The organism is Azospirillum tabaci, from assembly GCF_014596085.1.
Classification (GTDB): domain Bacteria; phylum Pseudomonadota; class Alphaproteobacteria; order Azospirillales; family Azospirillaceae; genus Azospirillum; species Azospirillum tabaci.
Map to the genome: position 1 here is coordinate 256,273 of NZ_JACCJY010000002.1, position 24,901 is coordinate 281,173.

Here is a 24,901-nt window from a genome sequence, read left to right on the forward strand (position 1 = left end):
AATCAACTGCGGTAGCGTTCGTCTCAAAAAGGCACACGCGATTGGGCAAGGGTATTTTGTGGTGTTACGCCCAAGCACAGGGCCGCACAATCGGTGCGACAACCCATTACTGGCGAATTCCAACGATGTCTCGGAGAGGAGTCGGTGTTTGGGATGGTGGGCGCAGTAGGGATTGAACCTACGACCCCACCCGTGTGAAGGGTGTGCTCTCCCGCTGAGCTATGCGCCCATCCCAAAGAAACAACCGCTGACGCACCACAGAGACGACAATGCGAGGCCCGACGGACCCCGATCTTGACCGGCCCATATGGTGGAGGGGATGGTACCATCCGCAAAGTCCATGAACCATCGGACTTTGGGATGGTGGGCGCAGTAGGGATTGAACCTACGACCCCACCCGTGTGAAGGGTGTGCTCTCCCGCTGAGCTATGCGCCCATCCCAGTAAAACCACGTCGGCATCAGGCTCGTTTCGCTGTCGCGTCGTTGCCACCGCTGCGGTGAGGCGGGTTTCTAAAGGCCCCGCCCCCTCCTGTCAAGCACCTGTTTCACACCAATATCAAAGAAGCCCTTCCGCCCGGAGCCCCCGATGAGCCAATGGACATGACGCACCGGACCGCGCTTCCCGCCCAGCCTCCTATCAAGTGTCCCTCTGCCGCCCTCGTCGCCGGGCTGTGCGCGGCGATCGCAGGGCTCTTCCCCCTGCCCGCCCTGGCGCAGCGCTGGCAACTGGACTACCGCGTTCATGTCGGCGGCGTGGCCGTGCTCGACGCGCGGGCGGAACTGACCTTGACCGAGGGCCGCTACAGCGTCCAGGTCAACGCCGCGACGGACGGCTTTCTGGGGCGCCTGTTCCCCTGGGAGACCCAATCGCTCAGCGTCGGCACGGTCGGCCCGGATGGCGTTGCCCCGATCCGCCATACACAGTCCGGAGTCCTGCGCGGCTCCCCGCGGACCGTCACTCTGGACTACGGCCCGGACGGCCGCGTCCGCACACAGGTCTCCCCGCCCCCGGAGGAGGAGGACCGCGAACCGGTCCCCGAGAACCTCACCCGGCAAAGCCGCGATCCGTTGAGCGGTGTCGTGGACATGCTGCTGGCTGGGCTTCACGGCGACGGATGTCAGCGCACCGTGCCCATCTTTGATGGGCGCCGCCGCTACGACATGATGTTCACGGACCGGGGAATGACCATGGTCGGGGCGTCGCGCCATTCGGTGTTCTCGGGCGCGGCGCGGCAATGCCGGGTGTCCCACAAACCGATCGCCGGTTACGAGCGCACGCCGCGCCAAGCCTTCTGGCAGCGCGGCGGGGGCCGGGAGGAACGTCCGCCCGTCGATCTGTGGATCGCTCCGGTGGGGGGGGCCGGCCCGCCCCTGCCCGTCCGGCTGGAAACCGACAGCGGATTCGGCGGGGTCGTCGTCCACCTCACCGCCGCCCGCAAGACCGACCAGACGGCGGAGCGTCCCGTCGAGCCGGCACCGTCACCGCTTCGTTGAAGGATCAGGCGCGCCCGACGCTGCCGCTGCAGGCGGTGGGATGGTACAGCAGTTCGGCCATCGGCCGCTCGGCCAGCGCCTGTTCGCACAGGCGGTTGAACTCGGCCATCTTGCGCTGGAGGTCGCTGTGGTGGGCCATCATCCGGTCGAAGTCGGCGGTGGCCGAGTCGATCTGGCTGCTGGACGGAGCGCGGGCCGCGTTGTGGCCTTCGATGGACAGAGCGTCGGCGGACAGGGTCTTGCCGGTCTGGGTCTTACCGGGGAAGGCAAGGATCTGGGCCATCGGGTGTCTCCTTCGCTCACCACCATTCGATGCGCCCATCCAACAACATTTACCTTTCGTTAGCCACCGTTAATCTCTCGTTAACCATGACAAGAAGGAGACCTACGGCAAAGCCCCCGCTGGGCCTTGCAGCGCGGCCGGCCATTCAGGTGCCCAGCCGCCGCAATGCGTCCGGCAGGTCGGCGAAGCGGTCGAGCAGGATGTCGGCGCCCAACTCCTGCACCGGCATGCGGGGATATCCGTAGGTCATCGCCACCACCGGCACCCCTGCGGCGCGGGCGGCCGTCACGTCGTTGCGGTTGTCCCCCACCATCGCGGCGCTGCCGCCGCCCAGCGCCTCGACCACCCAGGACAAATGGCGCCCGTCCGGCTTCTTCACCGGCAGCGTGTCGCCGCCGGCCAGCGCGGAAAACAGGGCCGACAGGCCCAGCCCGTCGAGCAGCTTCCGGGTGATTCGCTCCGGCTTGTTGGTGCACAGCCCCAGCCTGACGCCGCTGTCCGCCAGCGCCGCCAAGGTTTCCGGCACGCCGGGATAGAGCACCGGGGGTTCGTCGTCCTGGAAATAGGCGTCGAGATAGTCGGCCAGGGCCGTCTTCAAGGCATCCTCGGTCAGGGCGTCGCCGGTCGCCGCGAAGGCCTGCCGGACGAGGGCGGCGGACCCGTCGCCGACCATGCCGCGCACCTGTTCCTCCGTCAGGGTGGGGCGCACGAAACGGGACAGGGTGCGGTTCAGGACTCGGGTCATGTCCCGCGCGCTGTCGATCAGCGTGCCGTCCAGGTCGAAGACGACCGCGGAGAAGGGAATGGCGGCGGACATGGCAGACATCGGCGGGTGTCCCATGGTGAGGCGAAGACGGGCGGATACCCCTTTCGATAGCACGGCCTTCCCCTGGCGGCGAGCCCCTGCTCCGGCAATCCACCCACGCATAGGCCCTTCGGCGCCGCCGGCGCGGGTTGCGTACACCCTCGGGCCGCGATTTGTGTATGTCAGATTGACACAAAAGTTGACTTGGGGTCCCGGCACCGGATGTGGCACTCAATGCTTGAGGACAGACCGTTTGCCCGGATTTTGATGCGCACGCTTTTCCACCCGTTTGCCATAACCCGTTTCCAATACTGCAGGGATATCCGATGACTCAGCACCGCCCGCTCGCCTGCGTCATTCTCGCCGCCGGCAAAGGCACCCGCATGAAATCGGACTTGCCGAAGGTCCTGCACCGCGTCGCCGGCCAGCCGATGGTCGGCCATGTGTTGTCCGCGGTGAGGGCGCTCGACCCCGACCATGTCGTCGTGGTGGTCGGCCCCGGCATGGACAATGTGGCCGACGCCGTCGCCCCCTACCCCACCGCCGTCCAGCACGAGCAGCGTGGCACCGCCGATGCCGTGCGCGCCGCCTTCGGCCTGCTGGAGGGCTTCGACGGCGACGTGGTGGTGCTCTACGGCGACACGCCGCTGGTCACGCCGGACACGCTGCGCGCCATGGTCGCCGCGCGGCGCCAGCCGAGCGACCCGGCGGTGGTCGTGCTGGGCATGCGTCCCGACGATGCCGGCGCCTACGGCCGCCTGATCCTCAACGCCCGCGGCGGGCTTGAGAAGATCGTCGAGTATCTGGACGCCTCGGAGGAGGAGCGCCAGGTCACCCTGTGCAACGCCGGGCTGATGGCCTTTGACGGGTCGCGGATGTTCGACCTCATCAGCCGCATCGGCAACAGCAACGCCAAGAGCGAATACTACCTCACCGACGTGGTGCAGATCGCCCGCAGCAACGGCATGGCCTGCGCGGTGGTCGAGGCCGCCCCGGCGGAGGTCGTCGGCGTGAATTCCCGCGCCGAGCTGTCGGAGGTGGAGAAGCTGATCCAGCGCCGCCTGCGCAAGGCCGCCATGGACAACGGCGCCACCCTGACCGATCCGGACAGCGTCACTTTTTGCGTGGACACCCGCCTCGGCCGCGACGTGATCGTCGGCCCGCACGTGGTGTTCGGCCCCGGCGTGGTCGTCGCCGACCGGGTGGAGATCAAGGCCTTCAGCCATCTGGAGCAGGTGCGGGTGGACAGCGGCGCCCAGGTCGGCCCCTACGCCCGTCTGCGCCCGGGGGCGGAGATCGGCCCCGACGCCCACATCGGCAACTTCGTCGAGATCAAGAACGCGAAGATCGAGGCCGGCGCCAAGGTCAACCACCTGACCTACATCGGCGACGCGCGGGTGGGGACGAAGGCCAACATCGGCGCGGGGACCATCACCTGCAACTACGACGGCTACGCCAAGAGCCACACCGACATCGGCGCCGGGGCCTTCATCGGCTCCAACACCGCGCTGGTGGCTCCGGTCAAGGTGGGCGACGGCGCGATCGTCGGAGCGGGCAGCGTGGTCACCACCGACGTGGAGGGCGACGCGCTGGTCGTGGCGCGCGGGCGCCAGCAGGCTTACACCGGCTGGGCCAAGCGTTTCCGCGAACGGAAGCAAAACGAGAAAGCGAAAAAGGCGTAAGATTGCCCCGGTTGACCGTTCACCCGGCCCCGGCCATCATTCAGGAGTTGCAGGTTCATGTGTGGCATCATCGGCATCATCGGCACGCATGACGCGGCCCCCCGTCTCGTCGAGGGTCTCCGCCGCCTCGAATACCGTGGTTACGACAGCGCCGGCGTCGCCACGCTGGTCAAGGGCGGCATCGAGCGCCGCCGCGCCGAGGGCAAGCTGATCAACCTCGACGCCAAGCTGCGCGAGGCGCCGCTGCCGGGCGTGATCGGCATCGGCCACACCCGGTGGGCGACCCACGGCGGCCCGACCGAGAACAACGCCCACCCGCACGCCACCCACCGCGTGGCCGTGGTGCACAACGGCATCATCGAGAATTACCAGGAGCTGAAGGCTGAGCTGATCGAGCACGGCTACGTCTTCGAAAGCGCCACCGACACCGAGGTGATCGCCCACCTCGTCACCTATTACATGGAGAAGGAGGGGCTGGGTCCGGTCGAGGCCGCCGCCGCTTCCTTCAAGCGCTTCACCGGCGCCTTCTCGCTGGTGCTGCTGTTCTCCGGCCAGGAGGACATGCTGATCGGCGCTCGCCACGGCACGCCGCTGGCCGTCGGCTACGGCGAGGGGGAGATGTATTTCGCCTCCGACGCCTTCGCCCTGGCGCCGCTGACCAACCGCATCTGCTATCTGGAGGACGGCGACTGGGTGGAGCTGACCCGCACCGCCGCCGTGATCCACGACGCCAGCGATGCGGTGGTGGAGCGTCCGGTCAAGACCACCGCCCTGTCCGGCGCGCTGATCGGCAAGGACGGCTACCGGCACTACATGCTCAAGGAAATCTATGAGCAGCCGCAGGTCATCGGCGACACGCTGAACGCCTACATCAACCCGGAGACCGGCCGCGTCACCCTGCCGGAGACCAGCTTCGACATCGCCAAGGCGACGAAGCTGACCATCGTCGCCTGCGGCACCGCCTATTACGCCGGCGTCGTGGCGAAATACTGGTTCGAGACGCTGGCCCGCCTGCCGGTCGAGGTCGACATCGCCTCGGAGTTCCGCTACCGCGAGGCGCCGATGCCCGAGGGCGGCGTGGCGCTGTTCATCAGCCAGTCGGGCGAGACGCTGGATACGCTGGAGGCGCTGCGCTACTGCAAGCGCCAGGGCCAGAAGATCCTGTCCATCGTCAACGTGCCGGAAAGCACCATCGCGCGCGAATCCGACGCGGTGCTCTACACCATGGCCGGTCCGGAGATCGGCGTCGCCTCGACCAAGGCCTTCACGACGCAGCTGACCACGCTGGCCTGCTTGGCGGTCACGGTTGGCCACGCCCGCGGCGTCATCCCGGCGGAGCGGATGCAGCAGATCGCCCAGGCTCTGCGCGAGGTGCCGGCCCGCGCCGCCGACGTGCTGGCCCACGACGAGCGCCTGCACGAGCTGGCGCAGGAGGTCGCGGAGGCCCGCGACGTGCTGTATCTGGGCCGCGGCGCGATGTACCCGCTGGCTCTCGAAGGCGCGCTGAAGCTGAAGGAAATCAGCTACATCCACGCCGAAGGTTACGCGGCGGGTGAACTGAAACACGGCCCCATCGCACTGATCGACGAGAGCGTGCCGGTGATCGTCCTGGTGCCGTCGGACAACCTGTTCGAAAAGACCGTGTCCAACGTCCAGGAGGTCTGCGCGCGGTCGGGCAAGGTGCTGCTGATCGCCGACAAGAAGGGCATCGACAAGCTGTCCGACAAGGTCCGCTGGTCGCTGGAGCTTCCGGCCTGCGACCCGTTGGTCGCCCCGCTGCTCTACGCCATCCCGGTCCAGCTGCTGGCCTATCACGTCGCCGTGCTCAAGGGCACCGACGTCGATCAGCCCCGCAACCTCGCCAAGTCGGTCACCGTCGAGTAACGCGGTCGATCTGCTCGAAGAAAAAGCCCCCGTCCAACCGGCGGGGGCTTTTTTTGTTTCCTCTCGGGACGCCGGTCAGGCCGCCCAGTGGCGCTTCGGGCCGACGTCCACATGGACGAAATTGCTGTCCGGATAATAGCCCACCCCGCCTCCGCGCAGGCTGAGCGCCGCGCGCTGCAGGGTGCGCAGCGGCAGGCCGGGCACCCGCAGGTCGATGGCCTTGCCCTGCATGTGGAAGCTGTTCTGGGCGACGCCGTTGCCGTCCTGCTCGCGCAGCCAAGCGTTGGATTCGGGAGAGCGGTAGCCGGAGATGATGTGCACCGGCGTCTTGCTGCCAACCTTACGGGTCAGGGCGTGCAGCAGATCGAGCAGCTTCGGGTCGATGGGATGCACATCACCGGTGCGGTGGTCGCGCAGCAGATGGTTGATCTCGCGCAGCCCGTCGCGCTGATAACGGCCCTTGGACCAGTATTCCGCCCGCACCCGCTCCCCGGTGTGGAGGTTGAGGAGGACCAATTGTCGCGGTGGGGCGCGCAGCGCCGCCTCCGACACCTCCGGCGCCATCACCATACCGGCGGCGGCCGTCGCCAGACCGATGCGCAACAGTTCCCTCCGGCCGAGCGTGGCTGCTGGGGTCGGTTGGAATTTGGCCTCGGTCATCATGCCTCCATGGGGTCCCGAACGGGGCGGTGCATAGAGCACCCCCTTTTTGTCCGATGACTTTTGGCGGCAGAGCCCCCGCTTGTGTCAAGAAACCAATGGTTAACGTCTTTAAAAAGCCCGCATTTCCTGGGATTTCCAGGATGGGAATGCGCCGGCCGAAGAGGCGGGATGTCCCGTTACAGAGATGAAACACAACGGATCCCCCTTCCGATTCGCTCGAGTCCCTCCCCCGCCCCCTCACGCACCGGTCGTGACAAGGACAGGGCAAAAAACGGCAACCATAAGGGGTACTTCCGTGTCCTCTACCGTTTAGCCTTCGGTAACGAATCTACCTCCATAGTTTGAGTAGTGGAAACAACCCCCGTCAGATTCCTGCCCGTGCCCCCCGTCGCCACAGCCCCTGCGCCGGCTCCCTCCTATCTTCGGCCCGATCAATTGGCCGAGGTGCTGGACCGGCACGCCCGCTGGATCAAGGGCCAGCCGGGCGGCGCGCGCGCCAATCTGGCGCTGGCGGACCTGGAGGGCGCCGATCTGTCGCAGCGCGACCTGCGCGGCGCGCGGCTGGTTGGAGCGAAGTTGGCGCGCTGCCGACTCAGCGGCACCAATCTGGCCGGCGCCGACCTGTTCGGCGTGGACCTGCGCGACGCGGACATCACCCGCGCCAACCTGATGCAAACGGATTTGCGTGGTGCCCGGCTGCGCTCCGCCGATTTCTCATACGCCAATCTGCGCGACGCCGACCTGCGTGCCGGCACGCTGGAACCGGGCGGCACCGCCCGCCGCGGCACCGGTCCGGACGTCCAGGACGCCGAGGCCACCCGGCAGACCCACCGGACCGCCTTGGCCCGGCTTCAGGGCGGCGCCACGGCGGAGGGCGGCATTCCAACCGACCTGACCGGGGCCGTGCTGGCCGGTGCCAACCTGACGGAAGCCGACCTGTGCGGGGCTGTGCTTCAGAACGCCGACCTGACCGGCGCGGTGCTGACCGACGCCAATCTGTCGGGAGCGCGGCTGAACGGCGCCAACCTGACCGGCGCTTTGCTGGACGGCGCCACCTTCGACAACGCCGATCTGGTCGGCACGCGCATGGTCGATTGCGACCTCTCGCAGGCCAAGCTCGGTTCCGCCTGCCTGACCCGCCCGATCGACAGCATGGGGTCGGAGATCCAGCGGGCGATCTTCGACCATGAGCGCTGGATCGACAGCGTCGGCCAGCGCGGGGAGCGCGCCGAACTGGACGGCACCGACCTCAGCCGGGCCGACCTGCGCGGCGTCAATCTCAGCGCGGCCTCGCTGCGCGGCGCCAACCTGTCCGACGCGGCGCTGACCGGCGCACGGCTGATGATGGCCGATCTGTCCGGCGCCATTCTGGAGCGCGCGAACCTGATGGGCGCTGACCTGTCGGGCGCCAACCTCAGCTTCGCCCGGCTGACCGGGGCCGACCTGACACGGGTCAACCTCGGCCCGGCGGAGATCAAGGACCCCAGCGGACGCCCCACAGGCCGCTCCTGGGCTGCCAATCTGATGGGCGCCGACCTGCGGCAGGCCATGCTGACCGACTCCCGCATGGTGCAGGCCAACCTGACCGACGCCGATCTGGAGAACGCCGACCTGGACGGGGCGGATCTGGCCGGCGCAAAGCTCCAGCGCGCCCATCTCAAGGGCAAGGCGCCGCGGCGGCGCTGACCCCTTCCCCTTCGTTCTCCCTTCGCTCCACCACCGTCATCATCCCGCAAAGGAACGCGGCGCATAGTGCGGCACCTTGATCCGCCGGACGATCCACCATGCCCGCCCTCCCCCGCCGCGGCGCCTTGCGCCTTCTCCCCGCCATTCTCATCCCCCTGTTCGTCCGCCCCGGGCGGGCCGAGGACTCGCGCCTGTCCGAAATCTGGCGGTGCGGCGGTGGTGACTGCCCCGGTTACGAGTATCACCCCCGCGACGGTGACCCGGAGCACGGCGCGCCGGCGGGCACCGCTTTCCAGGACTTGCCGGCGGACTGGTTCTGCCCGCGCTGCGGCGCCGGGAAGCCGGATTTCCGTCGAATGGGCGATTGACGAACAAATCGCCTTGCCTTTCCCCATCATTTCGGCAATTATTTCTGATATGGACGATACAGACCGCAAAATCGTTGCGCACATCCAGGAAGACGGACGCGCTTCCTACGCCGACATCGGGACGGCGGTCGGACTGTCGGTGTCCGCCGTGAACGAGCGGCTGAAGAAGCTGCAGGCGAACGGCGTGATCCAGGGCTGGGGGGCGCGGCTGTCTCCCAGGGCCGCCGGGCTGGACGTGCTGGCCTTCGTCGAGGTGCTGCTCGACCGCCCGGAGCATGACGCGCCCTTCCGCGACGCCATGCGCGCCACGTCGGCGGTCCAGGAGTGCCACCACGTCACCGGGGACTGGTCCTATCTGCTGAAGGTGCGCGTGGCCGACACGGAGGCGCTGGAACGCTTCCTGTCCGACCGTCTGAAGGCGCTGCCCGGCGTCGTGCGCTCCCACACCGTGATTGCTCTGTCCTCGGTCAAGGAGACGCCGATCCTTCCCATCGATTCAGACTGACCCACCCGGAGCATCCGCCATGGAGACGCTGCCCGCCCTGCTGAAGGGCCTGATCATCGGATTCAGCATCGCCGCCCCGGTCGGACCGATCGGGCTTCTGTGCATCCGGCGCACCCTGGCCGACGGGCCGGCGCACGGCTTCGTCAGCGGGCTCGGCGCGGCCAGCGCGGACGCGGTCTATGGCGCCATTGCCGGCTTCGGCGTCGCTCTGGTCACCGACGCGCTGCTGGGCGCGCAGGTGGCGCTGAAGCTGGTGGGCGGGCTGATGCTGCTGTGGCTGGGCTGGAGCACCCTGCGCGCCCGTCCGGCGGAGCGCGCCGCGGACGCCCGCGGCGGCGGCGGTCTGGCCGGGGCCTACGCCTCCACCTTCGCCCTGACCCTCGCCAACCCGGCGACGATCCTCAGCTTCGCCGCGGTGTTCGGCGGGCTGGGCGTGTCGGCGGGGGACGGGAGCAGCACCGGCGTGGCCGCCCTGCTCGTTGCGGGCGTCTTCACCGGTTCGGCCATGTGGTGGTTGGGACTCAGCGCCTCGGTCGGGGCGTTTCGGCGCCGGGTCACGCCCGCCGCCATGCTGTGGATCAACCGCGTCTCGGGCGCGGTGCTGGGAGGATTCGGGATCGCGGCCCTTGCCTCTCTCCTGTGAGGAGGCGGGATGCGCCGGTCACCCGGAGCAAATCAGAACAGAATCGTCACGGGGCCGCCCAGCGCGACCACGGCGACGATCAGGATGGCCACCGCCGTCAGCTTCTCCGCCGCCGACCAGCGTTGCCAATCCTTCTTGAAACTCTTGAGATCCTGGGCCATGGCAACCTCCGCCATCCCTGACTGTCCGTGTTGAGAGCGATATTGGGCGCTTCCAGTTGATGTTTGGTTAACGTCACCCGGAAACTCTTTCATCCATCGCAATGCCACAGGTAATCGGAAGAAAAACTGATGCAAGTCAAATAGAGGGCAAAAGCGGGTACAATTTTCGGCATCCCCCATGAGGAGGCCCCCGGGCGCGTCCCGCGTCCCCCGGATGGAAGGGTTTCCACCGACGGTCCGATGCCCCAAATCGCTTTGGACACCCATCGACGCGTCGGCGCCGGACAAGCCTGACCAAGCCCACAAGACATGAGGTGCTGGCGGTGAGCGGACTGAAGATCGGACTGGCCCTGGGCAGCGGGGCGGCGCGCGGCTGGGCGCACATCGGCGTTTTGCGCGCGCTGGAGGAGATCGGGGTCGAGCCCGACGTGATCTGCGGAACCTCCATCGGCGCCGTGGTCGGCGCGGCCTATCTGACGGACCAGCTCGACGAGTTGCAGGCCTGGGCGCAGAGCATGGGCTGGCTCGGCATGCTCGGCATCATCGACCTGACCTTCCGCCGCGGCGGACTGCTGGCCGCCGACCGCACCTTCGACCGGTTCCGCAATCACCGCACCGAGGTCACCATCGATCAGTTGCGCAAGCCCTTCGCCGCGGTCGCCACCGACCTCGGCACCGGGCGGGAGATCTGGCTGCGCGACGGGCCGATGCTCAGCGCGGTGCAGGCGTCCGCCGCCATGCCCGGCCTGTTCCCGGCGGTGCGGCGCGACGACCATTGGCTGGTGGACGGCGCGCTGGTCAACCCGGTGCCGGTGTCGCTCTGCCGCGCGCTGGGAGCGGACGTGGTGATCGCGGTCAACCTGAACAGCGAATTGTCGCCGCTGAGCCGCCCGTCGGGACGCGGCGCCGCCAAGCTGCGCAAGGCCGCGGAGGCGAAGCCGGCCCAGATGCAGGCGCCTCAGATGCAGCAGGCCCGGATGCAGGAGGCCCAGCCCGTTCCAGAGGTGGCGATGGCCCCGGCGGGGGATGCGACCTCCCCCGTCTTCTCCACCCTGACCTCGCAGATTGCCTCCTGGATGGGGCGGCGCCCGGCGGCGCGCACGCGCTTCCTCGCCGATCAGCTGGCACGCCCCCCCGCCTCCGACGTTCCGCCCAACGTGATGGACGTGATGGCCGGGTCCATCGACATCATGCAGGACCGCATCACCCGCTCCCGCCTGGCCGGCGAGCCGCCGGACGTGCTGATCGCGCCCCGCCTCGCCCACATCGGCATCCTGGAGTTCGACCGCGCGGAGGAGGTGGTGGAGATCGGCTACGGCGCCGCCTCGATCCTCAAGCCGGCGCTGGAACTGGCCCTGCGCCGGGCATAGCTGCGCTCAGACGGGAGCCGCCGGCCACATCCAGGTCAGCTCGTGCTTGTTGTGGTGCAGGTGCAAGACCCTCCCGCCGGGGATCGCGGCGAAGGCGCGGGCCGTCTCGTGGTCCGTCTCGGCCTGGAACTTCAGCGTGCAGATGAAGCGCTTGGCCAGCCCGCTCTCCATCCACTGGTTCACCAACCGCAGCAGGCGCGTGGGGTAGCAGATCACGTCGCAGCACAGCCAGTCCACCGGCCCGACATCCTGCGGCTTCAGGCCGAAGGCGCTCTCCTGGCGGAACTCGATGCGCGGCAGGGCGGCGATGGCCGGGTCGAGCGGCGCCTTGTCGACGCTGACCACGCTGGCGCCCAGCTCATGCAGCACCCAGCTCCAGCCACCGGGGCAGGCGCCGAGGTCGATGCAGCGGTCGCCCGGCCCCGGCTGTTCCCCGAACAGGGTCAGCGCCTCCCACAGCTTCAGATAGGCGCGGTTGGGCGGCACGGTCCGGTTCTCGACGAAAGTGACCTCGCCATGACGGTAGGGGCTGGAGCAGCGGGCCGCCGCGACGATGGTGTTCTCGTCCAGCAGCGCCCAGGAGCCCAGCGGCGCCGTCGGCAGCGGCGACGGGAAGACCACCGGCTTGGCCGAGACGTGCGGCAGGTTCTCCTGGATCAGGCTGGCCCGCCGGTGATGGCGCAACGTCCACAGCGCCCAGTTGCGCTGGATGGAGCGCAGGGCCCGCGCGCCCTCTTTGATCGACGCGAACTCGATCCGCACCGGGTCATGCCAGATGTTCTGCGCCCAGGCGGCGGGACGCGCCGGCCCGTCGGCGAAGACCAGCCGGTCCTCCACCGCCGCCACGTCGCCCAGTTCGGCCACGAGATCCGGTACGAAGCCTTCGGGCGCCAGATAGACGGTCTGCCCCAGGGGCGTGTGCGCCGGGAGTGGACGGGCGGACGAAGTGTCGGATGAATCGCTCATGCCGAGGGGCTAGCGCCCCTGGCGTTCGATTGCAAGAGCGCGGTCGAAGAAATCGGTGATCTCCGCGTTGAGCCGCTCGTGAAAGGCCGCCCGGTCGAAGCCCGGCGGGTCCCAGGCGGGCGGTCCGAGTTCCGCCGCAAGGGGGGCCGGCACCGGCATCAGGAACGCAAAATGCCCCGCATCGCGCACGACCTCATACTCGGGCGGCGTTGGCAGCCGGTTGCGCAGTTCCTCGACCTGGGAAGCCGCGATCTGCTCGTCCCGCTCCGCCCGGTACAGGCGGATGGGGATCGTCACCCCGGCGAGGCCGTCCTTGGAGAAAGGAACGCCGACCGGCGCCATCAGGAGCGCGGCACGGATGCGCGGGTCGCGCGCCTCGACACGAGCCTCCGTCTCCTCGTTCCCACGATGGCAGAAGCGCTCACCAGCCGGCGGGGTGCGGCAATGGGCGGCGATGAGTCCCAGTTCCGCCTGCCCGCCGGCGGCCACCAGAACCGTGTAGCCGCCGGCCGAGAAGCCGAGGGCGCCGACGCGTTCGCGGTCGAGCCGGTCGGCCAGGTCCGGTTCCGCCAGAACATGATCCAGCGCGGCGGAAAGCTGGGCCGGACGGTTCCGCCACATCCGTTCCGTGCCGGCGTCCCGATCATCGTCAAAGGCATTGCCCCGGTGATGGGCCGCCGCGACCACATAGCCCCGCCGGGCCAGCGCCATGGCGGTGTCCGCGTGGCCGAAAGCGCTTCCCCCGGACCCGTGGGACACGACCACCAGCGGGTGGCGCCCCTCGGCCACCGGCCCTCCCTCCGCCACCTGAAACACAAAGGGGCCGCGCCGCACCGGCGTTTCCGGCGCATGCGTCGGATACCAGACCACCACGCGGGCGGTCCCGCCATCCACCGGGTCGGTGAAGGCCGACACGCGCATGCCCACCTCCGCCGCGGCACCGCCAGCCCAGAGGACCACGACCCCCGCGATCAGACACCATCCCATTCGCAGCACCGCGTCCTCCACGGCTTGAAGAAAGGCATCGACGACAGAGGTAGCCGCATCATCTCTTCGATCGAGCTGTGACATTCCGCCGCAATCCGCTCAAATTTGGCGGTCATGATTCAGATCAATTGACAATCATTCTCAGTCGCAGCACATTGGCCCCAGCACGACCGCACAACACGCACCGCTGCCGGGGGCCCATGTACGTCTGCATCTGCCACGCGCTGAACGACAAGCAGGTTACCAAGGCGCTGGAGAATGGCGCCCGCACCCCGGCCTCCGTCTTCCGGCATTATGAGCGTCAGGTCCAATGCGGCAAATGCGTTCCAATGATGCGGGACATGGTGCAGAGCCACTGCGCGAATCAGTGCCAGGCTTGCCCCAGCCACGCCGTGACGCAGCATCCCGCCCCGCTGCCGGAACCGGCCAACGCCGACAGCTTCCCCTACGGCGTTGCGGCGGAGTGACGGGCCTCGCCCATCCCCATCCCACCAAATCGCTGCAACGAACCCCCGCAGTCCCGCTCGGCTGAAAAACGGCAAGCTCCGTCCGATTGCCGCCGAGTGCCTTTTTAATCCACGAAGCGCCCGAGTTCTTTCGGAACAGAACGGACTTTTCGCGCCGCTCTTTTCCGTTTGACGCCCACCGCCCCCTTCCATTCGGCTGCGACAAATCGCCATAGACTTATACTCTTGGCCCGCTTGACGGGGCGGAGCCAATCGTGCAGAAAGAGTCCAGCCGGATTCAAGAAATCCGAAGCATTCAGAGCGGCACGGGGCGCTCCTGACTGAACAGGACACACAAAAAGCGAAGTCTTTTGGAACCGGAATTGCTTTTCATGCGTCTGTGAAAGGCAACCGGATGGTTTTCTTATTTGGCGCTGCAGCAATGCATTTTGCACTGCACATGTTTTTGAAAACAGGATTCCAGTGTGAAGCGTCAACCTGGAACACCATCCGGACATCCGATCGAAAGACCCCCAAGCGATCCGAAGGGAGGAGCAAGAGATGAGCCGCCGCAACCGGCACGCCCATGACGCCAAATGCCGTACCCTGCTTCAGGCAACCGCCGAGAGGCTGGACCGGTTGCGGTCGCAGGTGGAGCGGTTCGGTCTTGAGGGTCACGAGGGCATGAGCCGGGACGAGTTGGAACGCACGCTGGACACCCTGCGCGGTCAGCACAACAGGCTGTCCGCCCGCGTCGAGGCGGCGCGCATCGCCACGGATGACGCCTGGGCCTTTGCCCGCGCGATCGCCGACCAAGCGGCGGCGGAACTGGCAGACGGCCTCGACAGCATGGAAGCCCGCTTGAAGCGCGTGGCGGCCTGACCACCGCCGTCGGGTCGGATTACGCGGCTTTCAGCATTACTCGGCCTTCAGCAGCGGCACGGCGCCATATCCGGTCGCTGGGGTGGCCGGCGGCGGCGCGCCGGGCAGGATGATGCGCACCACCGTGCCCTCTCCAGGTGCGCTGCATAGGTCCAGCCGCCCGCCATGGGCTTCCACAAAGCGCTTGGCGAGCGGCAGCCCCAATCCCGTGCCCGAATGGGCCTTGGTGATGTAGCTGTTCACCTGACGGAAGGGCTCCAGCGCGATCTTGATGTCCTCCGGCGACATGCCGATGCCGGTGTCGGCGACGGTCAGCGTCACGCAGCCATCCCCGCCAAGCGCCGCTTCCACACACACGCGTCCGCCCGACGGCGTAAATTTGATGGCGTTGGACAGCAGGTTCAGGACCGCCTGCCGCAAGCGCATGGCGTCGGCCATCACCGTCAGGCCGGGTTCGACGGGGGAGCGCTCCATCCGCACCCCCTTCTGGCCGGCCAGCGCCTCCACCAACTCGACGCACTCGCCCAGCAGGACCGTGACGCGAACCGGCTCGGGATACAGTTCCAGGCGCCCTGCCTCCACCTTCGCCATGTCCAGCACGTCGTTGACCAGCGACAGAAGATGCTGGCCGGAAACGTGGATGCTGGCGATGTATTCCTGATGCTTCGGCGGGCTTGGACCGAACAGGCCGGACATCAACGCCTCGCTGAAGCCGATGATCGCGTTCAGCGGGGTGCGCAGTTCGTGGCTCATGTTGGCGAGGAAATCGGACTTCGCGAGGTTGGCGGCCTCCGCATGCTCCTTCTCCGCCTCCAGCCGGCGGCGCTGCTCCGCCAACATGGCCTCGCGGGCCTGCCGGGCCTCGCGCTCCGCCTGGCGGCGGCGGCGGACGTGGCGCGTCACCACCAGCGACAGCACCAGCGTCGCCAGACCGGCCCCCGCCGCTCCGGCCAGGATGGTGGTGCGCGTCTGATTCAGCCGGCCGCTGATCTGCTCGAACGGGACGGCCACGATGATCGACCAGCCGGTCTGCTGCGACCGGTGAACGAGGACCAGCGCCTCCTGCCCTTCCCGCGTCGTCCCCGAGAACAGCCCCGGATGCGGCTCCATCAGCCGGGGCACCATCTGGTCCCTCACCTTCTGCCCGACATGCAGGTGGGGGTCGGGGGACCGCGCGGCGATGACCATGGCGGGATCGACCACCGACACCGTCCAAGCCGTGGGAATTCCCGAGCCGCGCAGCACGGCGTCCAATCCGTCCAACCCGACCGCCAACGACAGGACGTGCCGGACGGGCGCGCCCGGAAGACCTTCCGGGTCCAGGATCGGCGCGCGGACGATCAGCGCCGGACGTCCCGGCGGTCCTCCCGGAGGCAAAACCCCGCCGACCACCGTCCGCCGCGAGGTGACCACCTGCCGGGTCACCTCGTCCAGACGCGGGGGCGGCAGGGGAACGCCCAGCGGGTATTGGGTATGGAATTGGAGGGACATATCCTCCACCCTGACCAATCCGATCGCCAGCCAGCCCGGTTGGCTTCGCACGGCCTCCGCGGCCTCCGACCTCAGCAGGGCGAGATCGTCCACCGTGTTGCGGCTCAACGCGGCCAGAAGTTCCAGAGGGCGGGCCTTGCTTTCCAGCTCCCGGTCGATGGCGACCATCACGGAACGGGCCTGCGCCGCCAACTCCGCCGCCAGCACGTCCTGCTGCCGGAGATCCAGAATCCAGACCACCACCGCCAGGAACAGCAGCAGCGGGGCGATGGCGGCGAGCCCCAGACCAAGCGTCGATGAGGGCAGGCGCAAGGCACTCTCCGACCTTTGACGGAAACGGAATGGCGTCCGGACTGGTAAGGGGAAGGCGGCGCCCTCCCCATTCCAATGGGTCGCCCGCATCGGTCCGCCTGTCAAGCCCGTCGGTTGCTTTCCTTCGCTCCTCACCCCACCGCCGCGAGTATCCGGGCAAGCTCCACCGCGGTCTTGACGCCCATTTTCTCGAAGACATGGGCGCGGTGCACCTCGACGGTCCGCATGCTGATCCCCAACTCGTCGGCGATGACCTTGTTCAGCTTGCCGGCCACCACCAGCCCCATCACCTGCCGTTCGCGCTGGGTCAGGGTCGCCAGCCGGGCGGCCACGCCGGCCTGCCCGGCCTGCCGTGCCCGCTCCCCGGCGTCGAAGGCCAGCGCGTCGATGACCCGGTCGACGAGGTCATTGTCGTTGAAGGGCTTCTCCACGAAGTCGCGGGCGCCCTTCTTCAAAGCCGACACGGCGATGGGCACGTCGCCATGTCCGGTCAAGAACAGCACCGGCATCCGGCAGCCCATGGCGGTCAGCCGGTCGAACAGCTCCAGCCCGCTCATCCCCTCCATGCGGATGTCCAGCAGAAGGCAGCCGGTCATGGCGGAGTCGTAGTCGGTCAGGAACGCCTCCGCCGACGGCCAGGAGGCCACCGGGACGTTGCGCGACTGGAACAGCCAGCCCAGGGCGTCGCGGATCGCCTCGTCGTCGTCGACGATGTGAAGCTTAGGCTCACACATCGCCGGTTCTCTCGGCGTGGGAGTCCGCCGTGCCCGTCACCGACGGCTCCGACAGGACCGGCAGGGAGAACAGGAACACGGTGCCGCCGTCCGGCGCAGGCTCGAACCACAGGCGCCCCTGATGGTGTTCGATGATGGACCGGCAGATGTTCAGGCCCATGCCCATGCCCTCGGTCTTCGTGGTGAAAAAAGGAGAAAACAGTTTTTCCGCATTTTCGGGCGAAATGCCACAACCGCGGTCCTGGATGCGCGTCAGGACGGCCCCGTCCAGCGCCTGCACCGTCACGCTCAGCCGGCGGCGGTCGCGGCGGGTCGAGGCCATGGCTTCGATGCCGTTGCGCATCAGGTTCACCACCACCTGCTGCAGCAGGATGCGGTCGGCCATCACCGCCGGAAGGCCACGCCCCGTCTCCAGCACCAGCCTCACCCCCTGCTGGCGGGCGTCGGCCTCCATCAGCGCCACACAATCCTCCAGCACCTGCGACAGGCAGCAGAGAGCGACGTTCGGTTCGCTCTTGCGCACGAAGTCGTGGATCCGCCGGATGATCTGGCCGGCGCGCTTGGCCTGCCCGGACAGCTTCTCAAGGGCCGTGGCCAGCTCGTCCGGCCGGATGCTGCCGGCCTGGAGGCGGTTGAGACAGCCGGTGCAATAGCTGGCGATGGCCGACAGCGGCTGGTTCAGCTCATGCGCCAGGGTCGAGGCCATCTCGCCCATGGTGATGAGCCGCGCCGTCTGTTGGAGCCGCTCCTGCTGCTGCCGGGCCAGCTCCTCCGCCTTCTTGCGCTCGGTGATGTCGAGGACGGAGCCCATCCAGCCGGTGTGCCGCCCCTTGGCATCGATCAGTGGCGCCTCGTAGATCAGCGCGTCGAACCGCTCGCCGTTGGCCCGGCGGAAGCGCAACTCGAAGCCGTTGGCCGGCGCGTTGCCGGCCAGGACGGCGCGGAAGACCTCCTCGGTGTGGACGAGATCCTCGGGCAGCCAGTAGGGCATGATCGGCCCCGCCCCCACCAGCTCCTCCGCCGACCAGCCGACCATGCGGCAGAAGGCCGGATTCACATAGATGATGCGGCCGTCCAGATCGCGGGCGCGCATGCCCACCGTCAGGCTGTCTTCCATCGCCTTGCGGAAGGCGTGCTCGGCGCGCAGGGCCTCCTCCGCCCGGATGCGCCGGGCGATGTGGCGGCGCACCGCCCACAGGCTCCACAGGGCCGAAACGGTCAACGCGAAGATGGCCGCGATCAGGATGTTGCGCCCGAGGTTGCCGGAGAGCTGATGCAGCGTGGCGACCAGGGTCAGGCCGTGCCCCGGCGGATCGAAGGGCACGATGTGGCTGCGCCGCGGCTCCGGCATCGCGATGCGCGACTTGGTGCCCAGCACCGCCCCGTAGGGGTCGAGCACCTCCAGCTGGTAGCGCTGGGCGAACCACCAGGGGACGTGATGGGTCAGCAGGGCGTCGATCGACAGCACCCCGGCAAGCGCGCCCGCGAACTCCTGCCCACGGAAGATGGGGATAACGATCTCGAAGGCGGTGTCCGCGGCTCCCAGCCGATAGGGCGCCGAGTAGGCCCGCCGGCCCGAGGAGCGGGCGATCAGGAAAGCGTCCGCGCGGGGGCTGGGACCGAAGGCGTCGTCCAAGGCCGGCCCATCGTCCACCGGCGGTTCCGACCGCACCGGACGGCCCTGCGCGTCCAGCCGCACCACGCGCTGAATCGCCGGATTGACCGTGACGATGTGGCGCGCCATCACCGAGTAGTTCACCGGGGTGGTGTCCTCGCGCCCCAGCGATTCGGCGAGATACTGCAGCTTCTCCTCGTCGGAGGTGAGCTGGAAATGCAGGTTCTGCTCGACCCACAGCACGTCCTTGATGAGGGTGAGCGTCTCCTCCTCCCGCTCGCTGCGGTGGAGCACCCACAGGAAGACGCCGAACAGCAGGACGACCAGCGCCATCGCCACGATCGGCATGGCCTGCACCGGGCCGCGCTGGCCGAGGCCGTAGGCGGTGTTGGCCGCACCGCCGGTCATGGGGGGGAGAGGTGTTGGCACGGCAACCAATGCGTTACGTTCTCAGCTACGGATTTCCACAATAGCGTCGGGGGTGAAATTATCGAACAATGAAAGAATATCAAAGGCCGGACCATCAGTCTGACCAATAACAAGTGGAGGATGACCCCTATGAAGCTCGTTTCGCTGCTGTGCGCCACCGTTGCCGCCGGCTGCCTGATGGCCGCCACCGCCGCCACCGCGCAGGAGCCGATCGTCATCAAGTTCAGCCACGTCGTCGCTCCGGAGACCCCGAAGGGCAAGGGCGCCGAGAAGTTCAAGCAGCTGGCCGAGCAGCGCACCGGCGGCAAGGTGAAGGTCGAGGTTTACCCGAACAGCCAGCTCTACAAGGACAAGGAGGAGCTGGAGGCCCTGCAGCTCGGCGCCGTGCAGATGCTGGCCCCGTCGCTGGCCAAGTTCGGCCCGCTGGGCGCCAAGGAATTCGAGATCTTCGACCTGCCCTACATCTTCCCCTGCAAGGCCGCCCTGGTGAAGGTCACCACCGGCACGATCGGCAAGCAGCTGTTCCAGAAGCTGGAGAACAAGGGCATCACCGGCCTGGCCTATTGGGACAACGGCTTCAAGATCATGAGCGCCAACAAGCCGCTGCACGCCACGGCGGACTTCAAGGGCCTGAAGATGCGCATCCAGTCGTCGAAGGTGCTGGACGCGCAGATGCGCGCGCTCGGCGCCCTGCCGCAGGTGATGGCCTTCTCCGAGGTCTATCAGGCGCTGCAGACCGGCGTCGTCGACGGCACCGAGAACCCGCCGTCCAACATGTACACCCAGAAGATGCACGAGGTGCAGAGCCACGCCACGCTCTCCGACCACGGCTATCTGGGCTACGCGGTCATCGTGAACAAGAAGTTCTGGGACGGCCTGCCGGCCGACGTCCGCACCCAGCTCGACGGCGCGATGAAGGAGGCGACCGAGTACGCCAACAACATCGCCCAGGAAGAGAACGACAAGGCGCTGGAGGCGATGAAGGCCGCCGGCAAGACCAAGTTCTACGAGCTGACCAAGGACGAGCGCGCGTCGTGGCGTCAGGCCATGCTGCCGGTCCATGAGGACATGGCGTCGCGCGTCGGCAAGGAACTGCTGGCGAGCATCAAGACCGAGACCGACGCCGCCAAGTGCGAGTGACACGGTTCGGGTAACCGGGCGGCACCCCCGCCCGGTCTTCGAAGAAAAGAAAACGAAAGCACGGCCTTCGGCAAGCGCCCGCACATTTGACGCGGGCGCTTCCTCCTGCGCGCGGAGCCACCATGCCCATGAAAATCCTAGACCATCTGGAGGAGATTCTTATCGCCTTCCTGATGGCCGCGGCAACGACGATCATCTTCGTCGCTGTCGTCCACCGTTATGCGTCCGGCATCCCCGTCATCCAGGACTACATTCTGCATTGGAATCTGGCCTGGGCGCAGGAGCTGTGCATTTACATGTTCGTCTGGATGGCGAAGTTCGGCGCCGCGTACGGCGTTCGCACCGGCATCCATGTGGGCGTGGACGTGCTCATCAACAAGCTGTCCGTCCCGATGCGGTCGAAGTTCATCGTGTTCGGCCTGCTGGCCGGCGCGACGTTCACCGGCGTGGTCGGCACGATGGGCTCCACCTTCGTCTGGCACATGTCGGACACCGAGCAGGTCTCGGCGGACCTCGAATGGCCGATGTGGATCATCTATCTGGCGATCCCGCTCGGCTCCTACCTGATGTGCTTCCGCTTCCTTCAGGTGATGGTGAACTTCCTGCGCACCGGCGAGTTGCCGCACCACGACCACGGCCATGTCGAGGGTCTTGAGGAGGACACCACCGACCCGCAGCGCGCCGCGCAGGATGTTAACTGGTTCGAGATGGACGACAACCTGCACCCGCACGACATCGCCCATCATGAAGGCCGCAAGCCCGGCAGCGCCGGCAACGCCGGCACGGGACCAAAGGAGAACGACCGATGAACGCCGCCATCATCTTCGGCCTTCTGCTGGTCCTGATGCTCACCGGCATGCCGATCTCGATCTCGCTTGGCCTGACGGTTCTGACCTTCCTCTTCACCATGACCCATGTGCCGATCGAGGCCGTGGCGCTGAAGCTGTTCACCGGCATCGAGAAGTTCGAGATCATGGCGATCCCGTTCTTCATCCTGGCCGGCAACTTCCTGACGCACGGCGGCGTGGCCCGGCGCATGATCAACTTCGCCACGGCGATGGTCGGCCACTGGCACGGCGGCCTCGGCCTTGCCGGCGTGATGGGCTGCGCCCTGTTCGCGGCGGTGTCCGGCTCCAGCCCGGCGACGGTGGTGGCCATCGGCTCCATCGTGCTTCCGGCGATGGTCGCCCAGGGCTTTCCGAAGCAGTTCGGCGCCGGCGTCATCACCACCTCGGGCGCGCTGGGCATCCTGATCCCGCCGTCCATCGTGATGGTGATGTACTCGGTCGCCACCAGCGGCAGCCCGCATGCCGCCTCGGTCGGCCAGCTCTTCATGGCGGGCGTCATCCCCGGCCTGATGCTGGCCTTCGTGCTGGGCGGCGTCACCTGGTATCGCGCGCGCAAGTTCGGCTATCCGCGCCTGCCGAAGGCCAGCTTGGCCCAGCGCCTGAAGGCTCTGCGTGAAGCGATCTGGGGCCTCCTGCTGATCGTCATCGTCATCGGCGGCATCTATTCGGGCGTCTTCACGCCGACCGAGGCCGCGGCGATGAGCGCCGTCTACGCCTTCATCATCGCGGTCTTCGTCTACAAGGACATGCCGCTGCGCGGCGTGCCGAAGGTGCTGCTGTCCTCGGCCAGCATGTCGGCGATGCTGCTCTACATCATCACGAACGCGGTGCTGTTCTCGTTCGTGCTGACGTCGGAGAACATTCCGCAGGGCATCGCCGACTGGATCGTCGGCCAGGGGCTGGGCGTGATCGCCTTCCTTCTGGTGACGAACATCCTGCTGCTGATGGCCGGCAACTTCATGGAGCCGTCGTCGATCGTGCTGATCATGGCGCCGATCCTGTTCCCGGTCGCCATCAAGCTGGGCATCGACCCGGTCCATTTCGGCATCATGATGGTCGTGAACATGGAGGTCGGCATGTGCCACCCGCCGGTGGGCCTGAACCTCTACGTCGCGTCGGGCATCACCAAGATGGGCATCACCGAGCTGACCGTGGCCGTCTGGCCGTGGCTGCTGGCGATGCTGGGCTTCCTGGTGCTGATCACCTACGTGCCGATCATCTCCACCTGGCTGCCGCGCGCGCTGGGGATGATGTAACCCATCGTCCCCGGGCGAAGGCCCATAAGGAAAACCCCTCGCCGGAGCGCTCCGGCGAGGGGTTTTCTCTTTTCGGGGAAGCCGGAGGACGTCACGCCTTCTTGACGAATTCCGACTTCAGATTCATCGCGCCGATGCCGTCGATCTTGCAGGCGATGTTGTGGCCGTCCGCCCCGTCGACCAGACGGATGTTCTTTACCTTGGTGCCGCCCTTGACGACCAGGGACGAGCCCTTGACCTTCAGATCCTTGATGACGGTCACCGCGTCGCCGTCGCTCAGGACATTCCCGTTGGCGTCCCGCACTCCCTGGTCCGCCGCTGCGTCCGCGCCCGCGCCGCCCTCGGCCTGCGGGTTCCATTCATGGGCGCATTCGGGGCAGATCCACAGCATGCCGTCCTGATAGACATGCTCGGAGTTGCATTTCGGGCACTTCAATCCGTCGTCCATATCATCCTCGCCAATCGGGAGCGGCATCCTAGTGCGGCGAGGCAAAATCCGGAAACGCAACTTGCCCGCGGCGGGCATGCGCGCCCATCGCAGGCAAGTTGCGTGTCATTGCAGGCCGCTTACGCCGCCTTGATCGAGGCCAGGAACCTCTGCACCTCATCGCGCAGATCGACGAAGCGCGCCTGGAGGGTCTGGGCGACCTCCACCGACTCGCGGGCCGCCGCCGCCACCTCCGCCGAGGCGTCGGATGCGACCGCGATGCTGCGGGTCACGGTGTCGGCCTCCCCCGCCACGGTGCGGACCCTTTCGGCGATTTCACCGGTCGCCGCCAACTGCTGCTGGACCGCAGCGGCGATCTCCGCCGAGCGCTGGCTGAGCTGGCCGATGGTTTCGGTGATGGCGCCGATGGCGGAGACGGTTTCCTGGGTCACCGACTGGATGGCGCCGATCTGGGTGGCGATCTCCTCCGTCGCCTTGGCGGTCTGGCTGGCGAGGTTCTTCACCTCGCTCGCCACCACCGCGAAGCCCTTGCCGGCTTCCCCGGCCCGCGCCGCCTCGATGGTCGCGTTCAAGGCCAGAAGGTTGGTTTGGCCGGCGATGGAGGTGATGAGGCTGGTGATCTCACCGATCTTGGCGGCGCCGGCGGCCAGCGCCTCCACCGTCTTGCGGCTGGCGTCGGCGCGGTCGATGGCTTGTGCGGAGATGGCGACCGACTGCTTCACGCTCTCCGCGATGCTGCGGATCGACTGGGTGAGCTGCTCGGCCGCCGCGCTGGCCGTCTGAACGGTGCGGCTGGTCTCGTCGGCGGCGCCGGCCACCGAGGCGTTGCACTGGTCGGCGCGCAGCGCGCTGTCCAGCATGCTGCCGGCGCTGCCCTTCATCTGCGAGGCGGCGGTGGAGGCCTCGCCGACCGTCGCCTGGACCGAGCGGTCGAAGGCGGCGGCAAGGCGGGTCAGCCGCTCGCCGCGCTGCGCCTCCTCCGCCTGCCGGGCCAGCTTCTCGGCTTCGAGCCGCTGGCGGTGCTGGGCGTTCTGGCGCAGCATGTCGATGGTGCGGGCCATGGCGCCCATCTCGTCGCGGCGGTCCAGGGCCGGCACGGCGACGGCATAGTCGCCCTCAGCCAGCCGCCCGACCATGGCGGTGATCTGCATCAGCGGGCGGGTGATGGCCGACACGACGAGGTAGAGCGCCGCCATGATGGCGAGGAAGGCGACCGCCCCGACCGCGATCTGGGTCACCGCGTCGGCGGTCACGCGCGCCTCCACCCGGTCCGTGCGCAGGCGCAGGACGAACTCGCCGATGGTCTTGCGCTGGCCGGCCTGCCCGCCGACGATGGGCTTGATCACCTCGATGAAGCCCTTCACGGCCTTGGTGTCGCCGACCTCGGCGACCACCTTGGCCTTGTCGTCGCGCACCTGGGCGCCGAGGAAATCGGGATCGGAGGACGGCGCCCTGGCGACCTCGCGCACCTGTTCGGTGTCGAAGTCGTAGAGCGGGATCGCCGCGGCGCGGGCCTGGAGCGAGGCCACCATATCGGCCCGCGCCGCCAGTGTCTCCTTGGCCTGGGTCGCCGAGCCGTGCACCCCCCAGGCAATGGCCAGCACCTGATAAACGAGCAACACGCCGCCGATCAGCAGCATCGCCCGCAGGCGCAGCCCCAAACCACCGCCCTGAATTCCGCTGTCCTGGATTCCGCCGTCCTGAATTCCGCCTGCCACCCCGCTGACCGTCATGATCCGCCCTTTTTCTTTCTGAACAACAGGTTGCCTAACGGTCGGCGCCCGACGGCGCCCGCCTCGGCG

General features: G+C 67.7%; 24 protein-coding genes and 2 tRNA genes. 13 read left to right on the plus strand and 13 right to left on the minus strand.

The window, feature by feature from the left end; translation table 11 throughout:
* Positions 1-154: 154 nt before the first annotated feature.
* Together H0B54_RS04395 and H0B54_RS04400 are read right to left on the minus strand one after the other, a co-directional pair.
* Positions 155-229: transfer RNA gene (locus H0B54_RS04395), tRNA-Val, on the minus strand.
* 132 nt (positions 230-361) lie between these two features.
* Positions 362-436: transfer RNA gene (locus H0B54_RS04400), tRNA-Val, on the minus strand.
* A 165-nt stretch (positions 437-601) separates the two neighbouring features.
* On the opposite strand from H0B54_RS04400, the gene H0B54_RS04405 reads away from it, so the two are divergent.
* A complete protein-coding gene (locus H0B54_RS04405; RefSeq protein ID WP_188259378.1) occupies positions 602-1,495 on the plus strand; it encodes a DUF3108 domain-containing protein in 894 nt (297 codons plus the stop codon).
* A gap of 4 nt (positions 1,496-1,499) precedes the next feature.
* On the opposite strand, the gene H0B54_RS04410 is transcribed toward H0B54_RS04405, so the two are convergent.
* Both H0B54_RS04410 and H0B54_RS04415 read right to left on the minus strand, forming a co-directional pair.
* Positions 1,500-1,778: a hypothetical protein gene (locus H0B54_RS04410; RefSeq protein ID WP_188259379.1), complete on the minus strand. Its 279-nt coding sequence runs from the start codon at positions 1,776-1,778 to the stop codon at positions 1,500-1,502.
* Between the two features lie 145 nt (positions 1,779-1,923).
* Complete coding sequence (locus tag H0B54_RS04415) at positions 1,924-2,604, minus strand: HAD-IA family hydrolase (RefSeq protein ID WP_188259380.1); 681 nt, start codon at positions 2,602-2,604, stop codon at positions 1,924-1,926.
* 305 nt (positions 2,605-2,909) lie between these two features.
* Here H0B54_RS04415 and glmU point away from each other — a divergent pair, with 305 nt between their 5' ends.
* Together glmU and glmS are read left to right on the plus strand one after the other, a co-directional pair.
* A complete protein-coding gene (gene glmU, locus H0B54_RS04420; RefSeq protein WP_188259381.1) occupies positions 2,910-4,265 on the plus strand; it encodes a bifunctional UDP-N-acetylglucosamine diphosphorylase/glucosamine-1-phosphate N-acetyltransferase GlmU in 1,356 nt (451 codons plus the stop codon).
* A gap of 57 nt (positions 4,266-4,322) precedes the next feature.
* A complete protein-coding gene (gene glmS / locus H0B54_RS04425) occupies positions 4,323-6,149 on the plus strand; it encodes a glutamine--fructose-6-phosphate transaminase (isomerizing) (RefSeq protein WP_188259382.1) in 1,827 nt (608 codons plus the stop codon).
* A gap of 75 nt (positions 6,150-6,224) precedes the next feature.
* On the opposite strand, the gene mepK is transcribed toward glmS, so the two are convergent.
* Complete coding sequence (gene mepK / locus H0B54_RS04430) at positions 6,225-6,812, minus strand: peptidoglycan L,D-endopeptidase MepK (protein WP_094302267.1); 588 nt, start codon at positions 6,810-6,812, stop codon at positions 6,225-6,227.
* Between the two features lie 444 nt (positions 6,813-7,256).
* Between mepK and H0B54_RS04435 the strand changes: the two genes are divergently transcribed.
* The 4 genes from H0B54_RS04435 (at position 7,257) to H0B54_RS04450 (ending at position 10,014) form a co-directional block, all read left to right on the plus strand.
* The gene (locus H0B54_RS04435) at positions 7,257-8,498 is read left to right on the plus strand and encodes a pentapeptide repeat-containing protein (RefSeq protein ID WP_343068900.1); all 1,242 of its coding nucleotides are present in this window, start codon (positions 7,257-7,259) and stop codon (positions 8,496-8,498) included.
* 98 nt (positions 8,499-8,596) lie between these two features.
* Positions 8,597-8,866, plus strand: coding sequence for a rubredoxin (locus H0B54_RS04440; protein WP_188259384.1), 270 nt, complete (start codon positions 8,597-8,599; stop codon positions 8,864-8,866).
* Positions 8,867-8,915: 49 nt separating this feature from the next.
* Complete coding sequence (locus H0B54_RS04445) at positions 8,916-9,371, plus strand: Lrp/AsnC family transcriptional regulator (protein ID WP_188259385.1); 456 nt, start codon at positions 8,916-8,918, stop codon at positions 9,369-9,371.
* A 19-nt stretch (positions 9,372-9,390) separates the two neighbouring features.
* The gene (locus H0B54_RS04450; RefSeq protein WP_094302271.1) at positions 9,391-10,014 is read left to right on the plus strand and encodes a LysE family translocator; all 624 of its coding nucleotides are present in this window, start codon (positions 9,391-9,393) and stop codon (positions 10,012-10,014) included.
* A gap of 32 nt (positions 10,015-10,046) precedes the next feature.
* Here the strand turns inward: H0B54_RS04450 and H0B54_RS30155 are convergent, their stop codons facing one another.
* Entirely contained in the window at positions 10,047-10,175 is a 129-nt protein-coding gene (locus tag H0B54_RS30155) for a hypothetical protein (RefSeq protein WP_281389946.1), read from the minus strand.
* A 314-nt stretch (positions 10,176-10,489) separates the two neighbouring features.
* On the opposite strand from H0B54_RS30155, the gene H0B54_RS04455 reads away from it, so the two are divergent.
* Complete coding sequence (locus H0B54_RS04455; protein ID WP_094302272.1) at positions 10,490-11,545, plus strand: patatin-like phospholipase family protein; 1,056 nt, start codon at positions 10,490-10,492, stop codon at positions 11,543-11,545.
* A 6-nt stretch (positions 11,546-11,551) separates the two neighbouring features.
* On the opposite strand, the gene H0B54_RS04460 is transcribed toward H0B54_RS04455, so the two are convergent.
* Positions 11,552-12,511, minus strand: a complete 960-nt coding sequence (locus H0B54_RS04460; RefSeq protein WP_188259386.1) for an SAM-dependent methyltransferase — start codon at positions 12,509-12,511, stop codon at positions 11,552-11,554.
* Between the two features lie 9 nt (positions 12,512-12,520).
* The gene (locus H0B54_RS04465) at positions 12,521-13,498 is read right to left on the minus strand and encodes an alpha/beta hydrolase family protein (RefSeq protein ID WP_188259387.1); all 978 of its coding nucleotides are present in this window, start codon (positions 13,496-13,498) and stop codon (positions 12,521-12,523) included.
* Positions 13,499-13,698: 200 nt separating this feature from the next.
* Between H0B54_RS04465 and H0B54_RS04470 the strand changes: the two genes are divergently transcribed.
* Together H0B54_RS04470 and H0B54_RS04475 are read left to right on the plus strand one after the other, a co-directional pair.
* A complete protein-coding gene (locus H0B54_RS04470) occupies positions 13,699-13,965 on the plus strand; it encodes a (2Fe-2S)-binding protein (protein ID WP_094302275.1) in 267 nt (88 codons plus the stop codon).
* Between the two features lie 540 nt (positions 13,966-14,505).
* Positions 14,506-14,826: a hypothetical protein gene (locus H0B54_RS04475; protein WP_094302276.1), complete on the plus strand. Its 321-nt coding sequence runs from the start codon at positions 14,506-14,508 to the stop codon at positions 14,824-14,826.
* A gap of 36 nt (positions 14,827-14,862) precedes the next feature.
* On the opposite strand, the gene H0B54_RS04480 is transcribed toward H0B54_RS04475, so the two are convergent.
* The 3 genes from H0B54_RS04480 to H0B54_RS04490 all read right to left on the minus strand — a co-directional run bounded on the left by H0B54_RS04480 (position 14,863) and on the right by H0B54_RS04490 (position 19,407).
* Positions 14,863-16,629 (minus strand): sensor histidine kinase, encoded by a 1,767-nt coding sequence (locus tag H0B54_RS04480; RefSeq protein ID WP_188259388.1) that lies wholly within the window; start codon positions 16,627-16,629, stop codon positions 14,863-14,865.
* Positions 16,630-16,760: 131 nt separating this feature from the next.
* Positions 16,761-17,363, minus strand: coding sequence for a response regulator transcription factor (locus H0B54_RS04485; protein ID WP_094302278.1), 603 nt, complete (start codon positions 17,361-17,363; stop codon positions 16,761-16,763).
* Positions 17,356-19,407 carry a sensor histidine kinase gene (locus H0B54_RS04490; RefSeq protein WP_343068891.1) on the minus strand — a complete coding sequence of 684 codons (2,052 nt, stop codon included), beginning with the start codon at positions 19,405-19,407 and terminating at the stop codon, positions 17,356-17,358. Before H0B54_RS04490 ends, H0B54_RS04485 begins: the two co-directional genes overlap by 8 nt.
* 129 nt (positions 19,408-19,536) lie before the next feature.
* Here H0B54_RS04490 and H0B54_RS04495 point away from each other — a divergent pair, with 129 nt between their 5' ends.
* The 3 genes from H0B54_RS04495 to H0B54_RS04505 all read left to right on the plus strand — a co-directional run bounded on the left by H0B54_RS04495 (position 19,537) and on the right by H0B54_RS04505 (position 22,651).
* Entirely contained in the window at positions 19,537-20,547 is a 1,011-nt protein-coding gene (locus tag H0B54_RS04495) for a TRAP transporter substrate-binding protein (protein WP_094302280.1), read from the plus strand.
* A 122-nt stretch (positions 20,548-20,669) separates the two neighbouring features.
* Positions 20,670-21,356: a TRAP transporter small permease gene (locus H0B54_RS04500; protein WP_188259390.1), complete on the plus strand. Its 687-nt coding sequence runs from the start codon at positions 20,670-20,672 to the stop codon at positions 21,354-21,356.
* Positions 21,353-22,651, plus strand: a complete 1,299-nt coding sequence (locus H0B54_RS04505) for a TRAP transporter large permease (RefSeq protein ID WP_035674359.1) — start codon at positions 21,353-21,355, stop codon at positions 22,649-22,651. Before H0B54_RS04500 ends, H0B54_RS04505 begins: the two co-directional genes overlap by 4 nt.
* A 91-nt stretch (positions 22,652-22,742) precedes the next feature.
* Here H0B54_RS04505 and H0B54_RS04510 read toward each other — a convergent pair whose 3' ends face one another.
* Both H0B54_RS04510 and H0B54_RS30610 read right to left on the minus strand, forming a co-directional pair.
* Complete coding sequence (locus tag H0B54_RS04510) at positions 22,743-23,099, minus strand: zinc ribbon domain-containing protein YjdM (RefSeq protein ID WP_188259391.1); 357 nt, start codon at positions 23,097-23,099, stop codon at positions 22,743-22,745.
* Between the two features lie 119 nt (positions 23,100-23,218).
* Positions 23,219-24,832, minus strand: a complete 1,614-nt coding sequence (locus H0B54_RS30610) for a methyl-accepting chemotaxis protein (RefSeq protein WP_188259392.1) — start codon at positions 24,830-24,832, stop codon at positions 23,219-23,221.
* Positions 24,833-24,901: the final 69 nt, after the last annotated feature.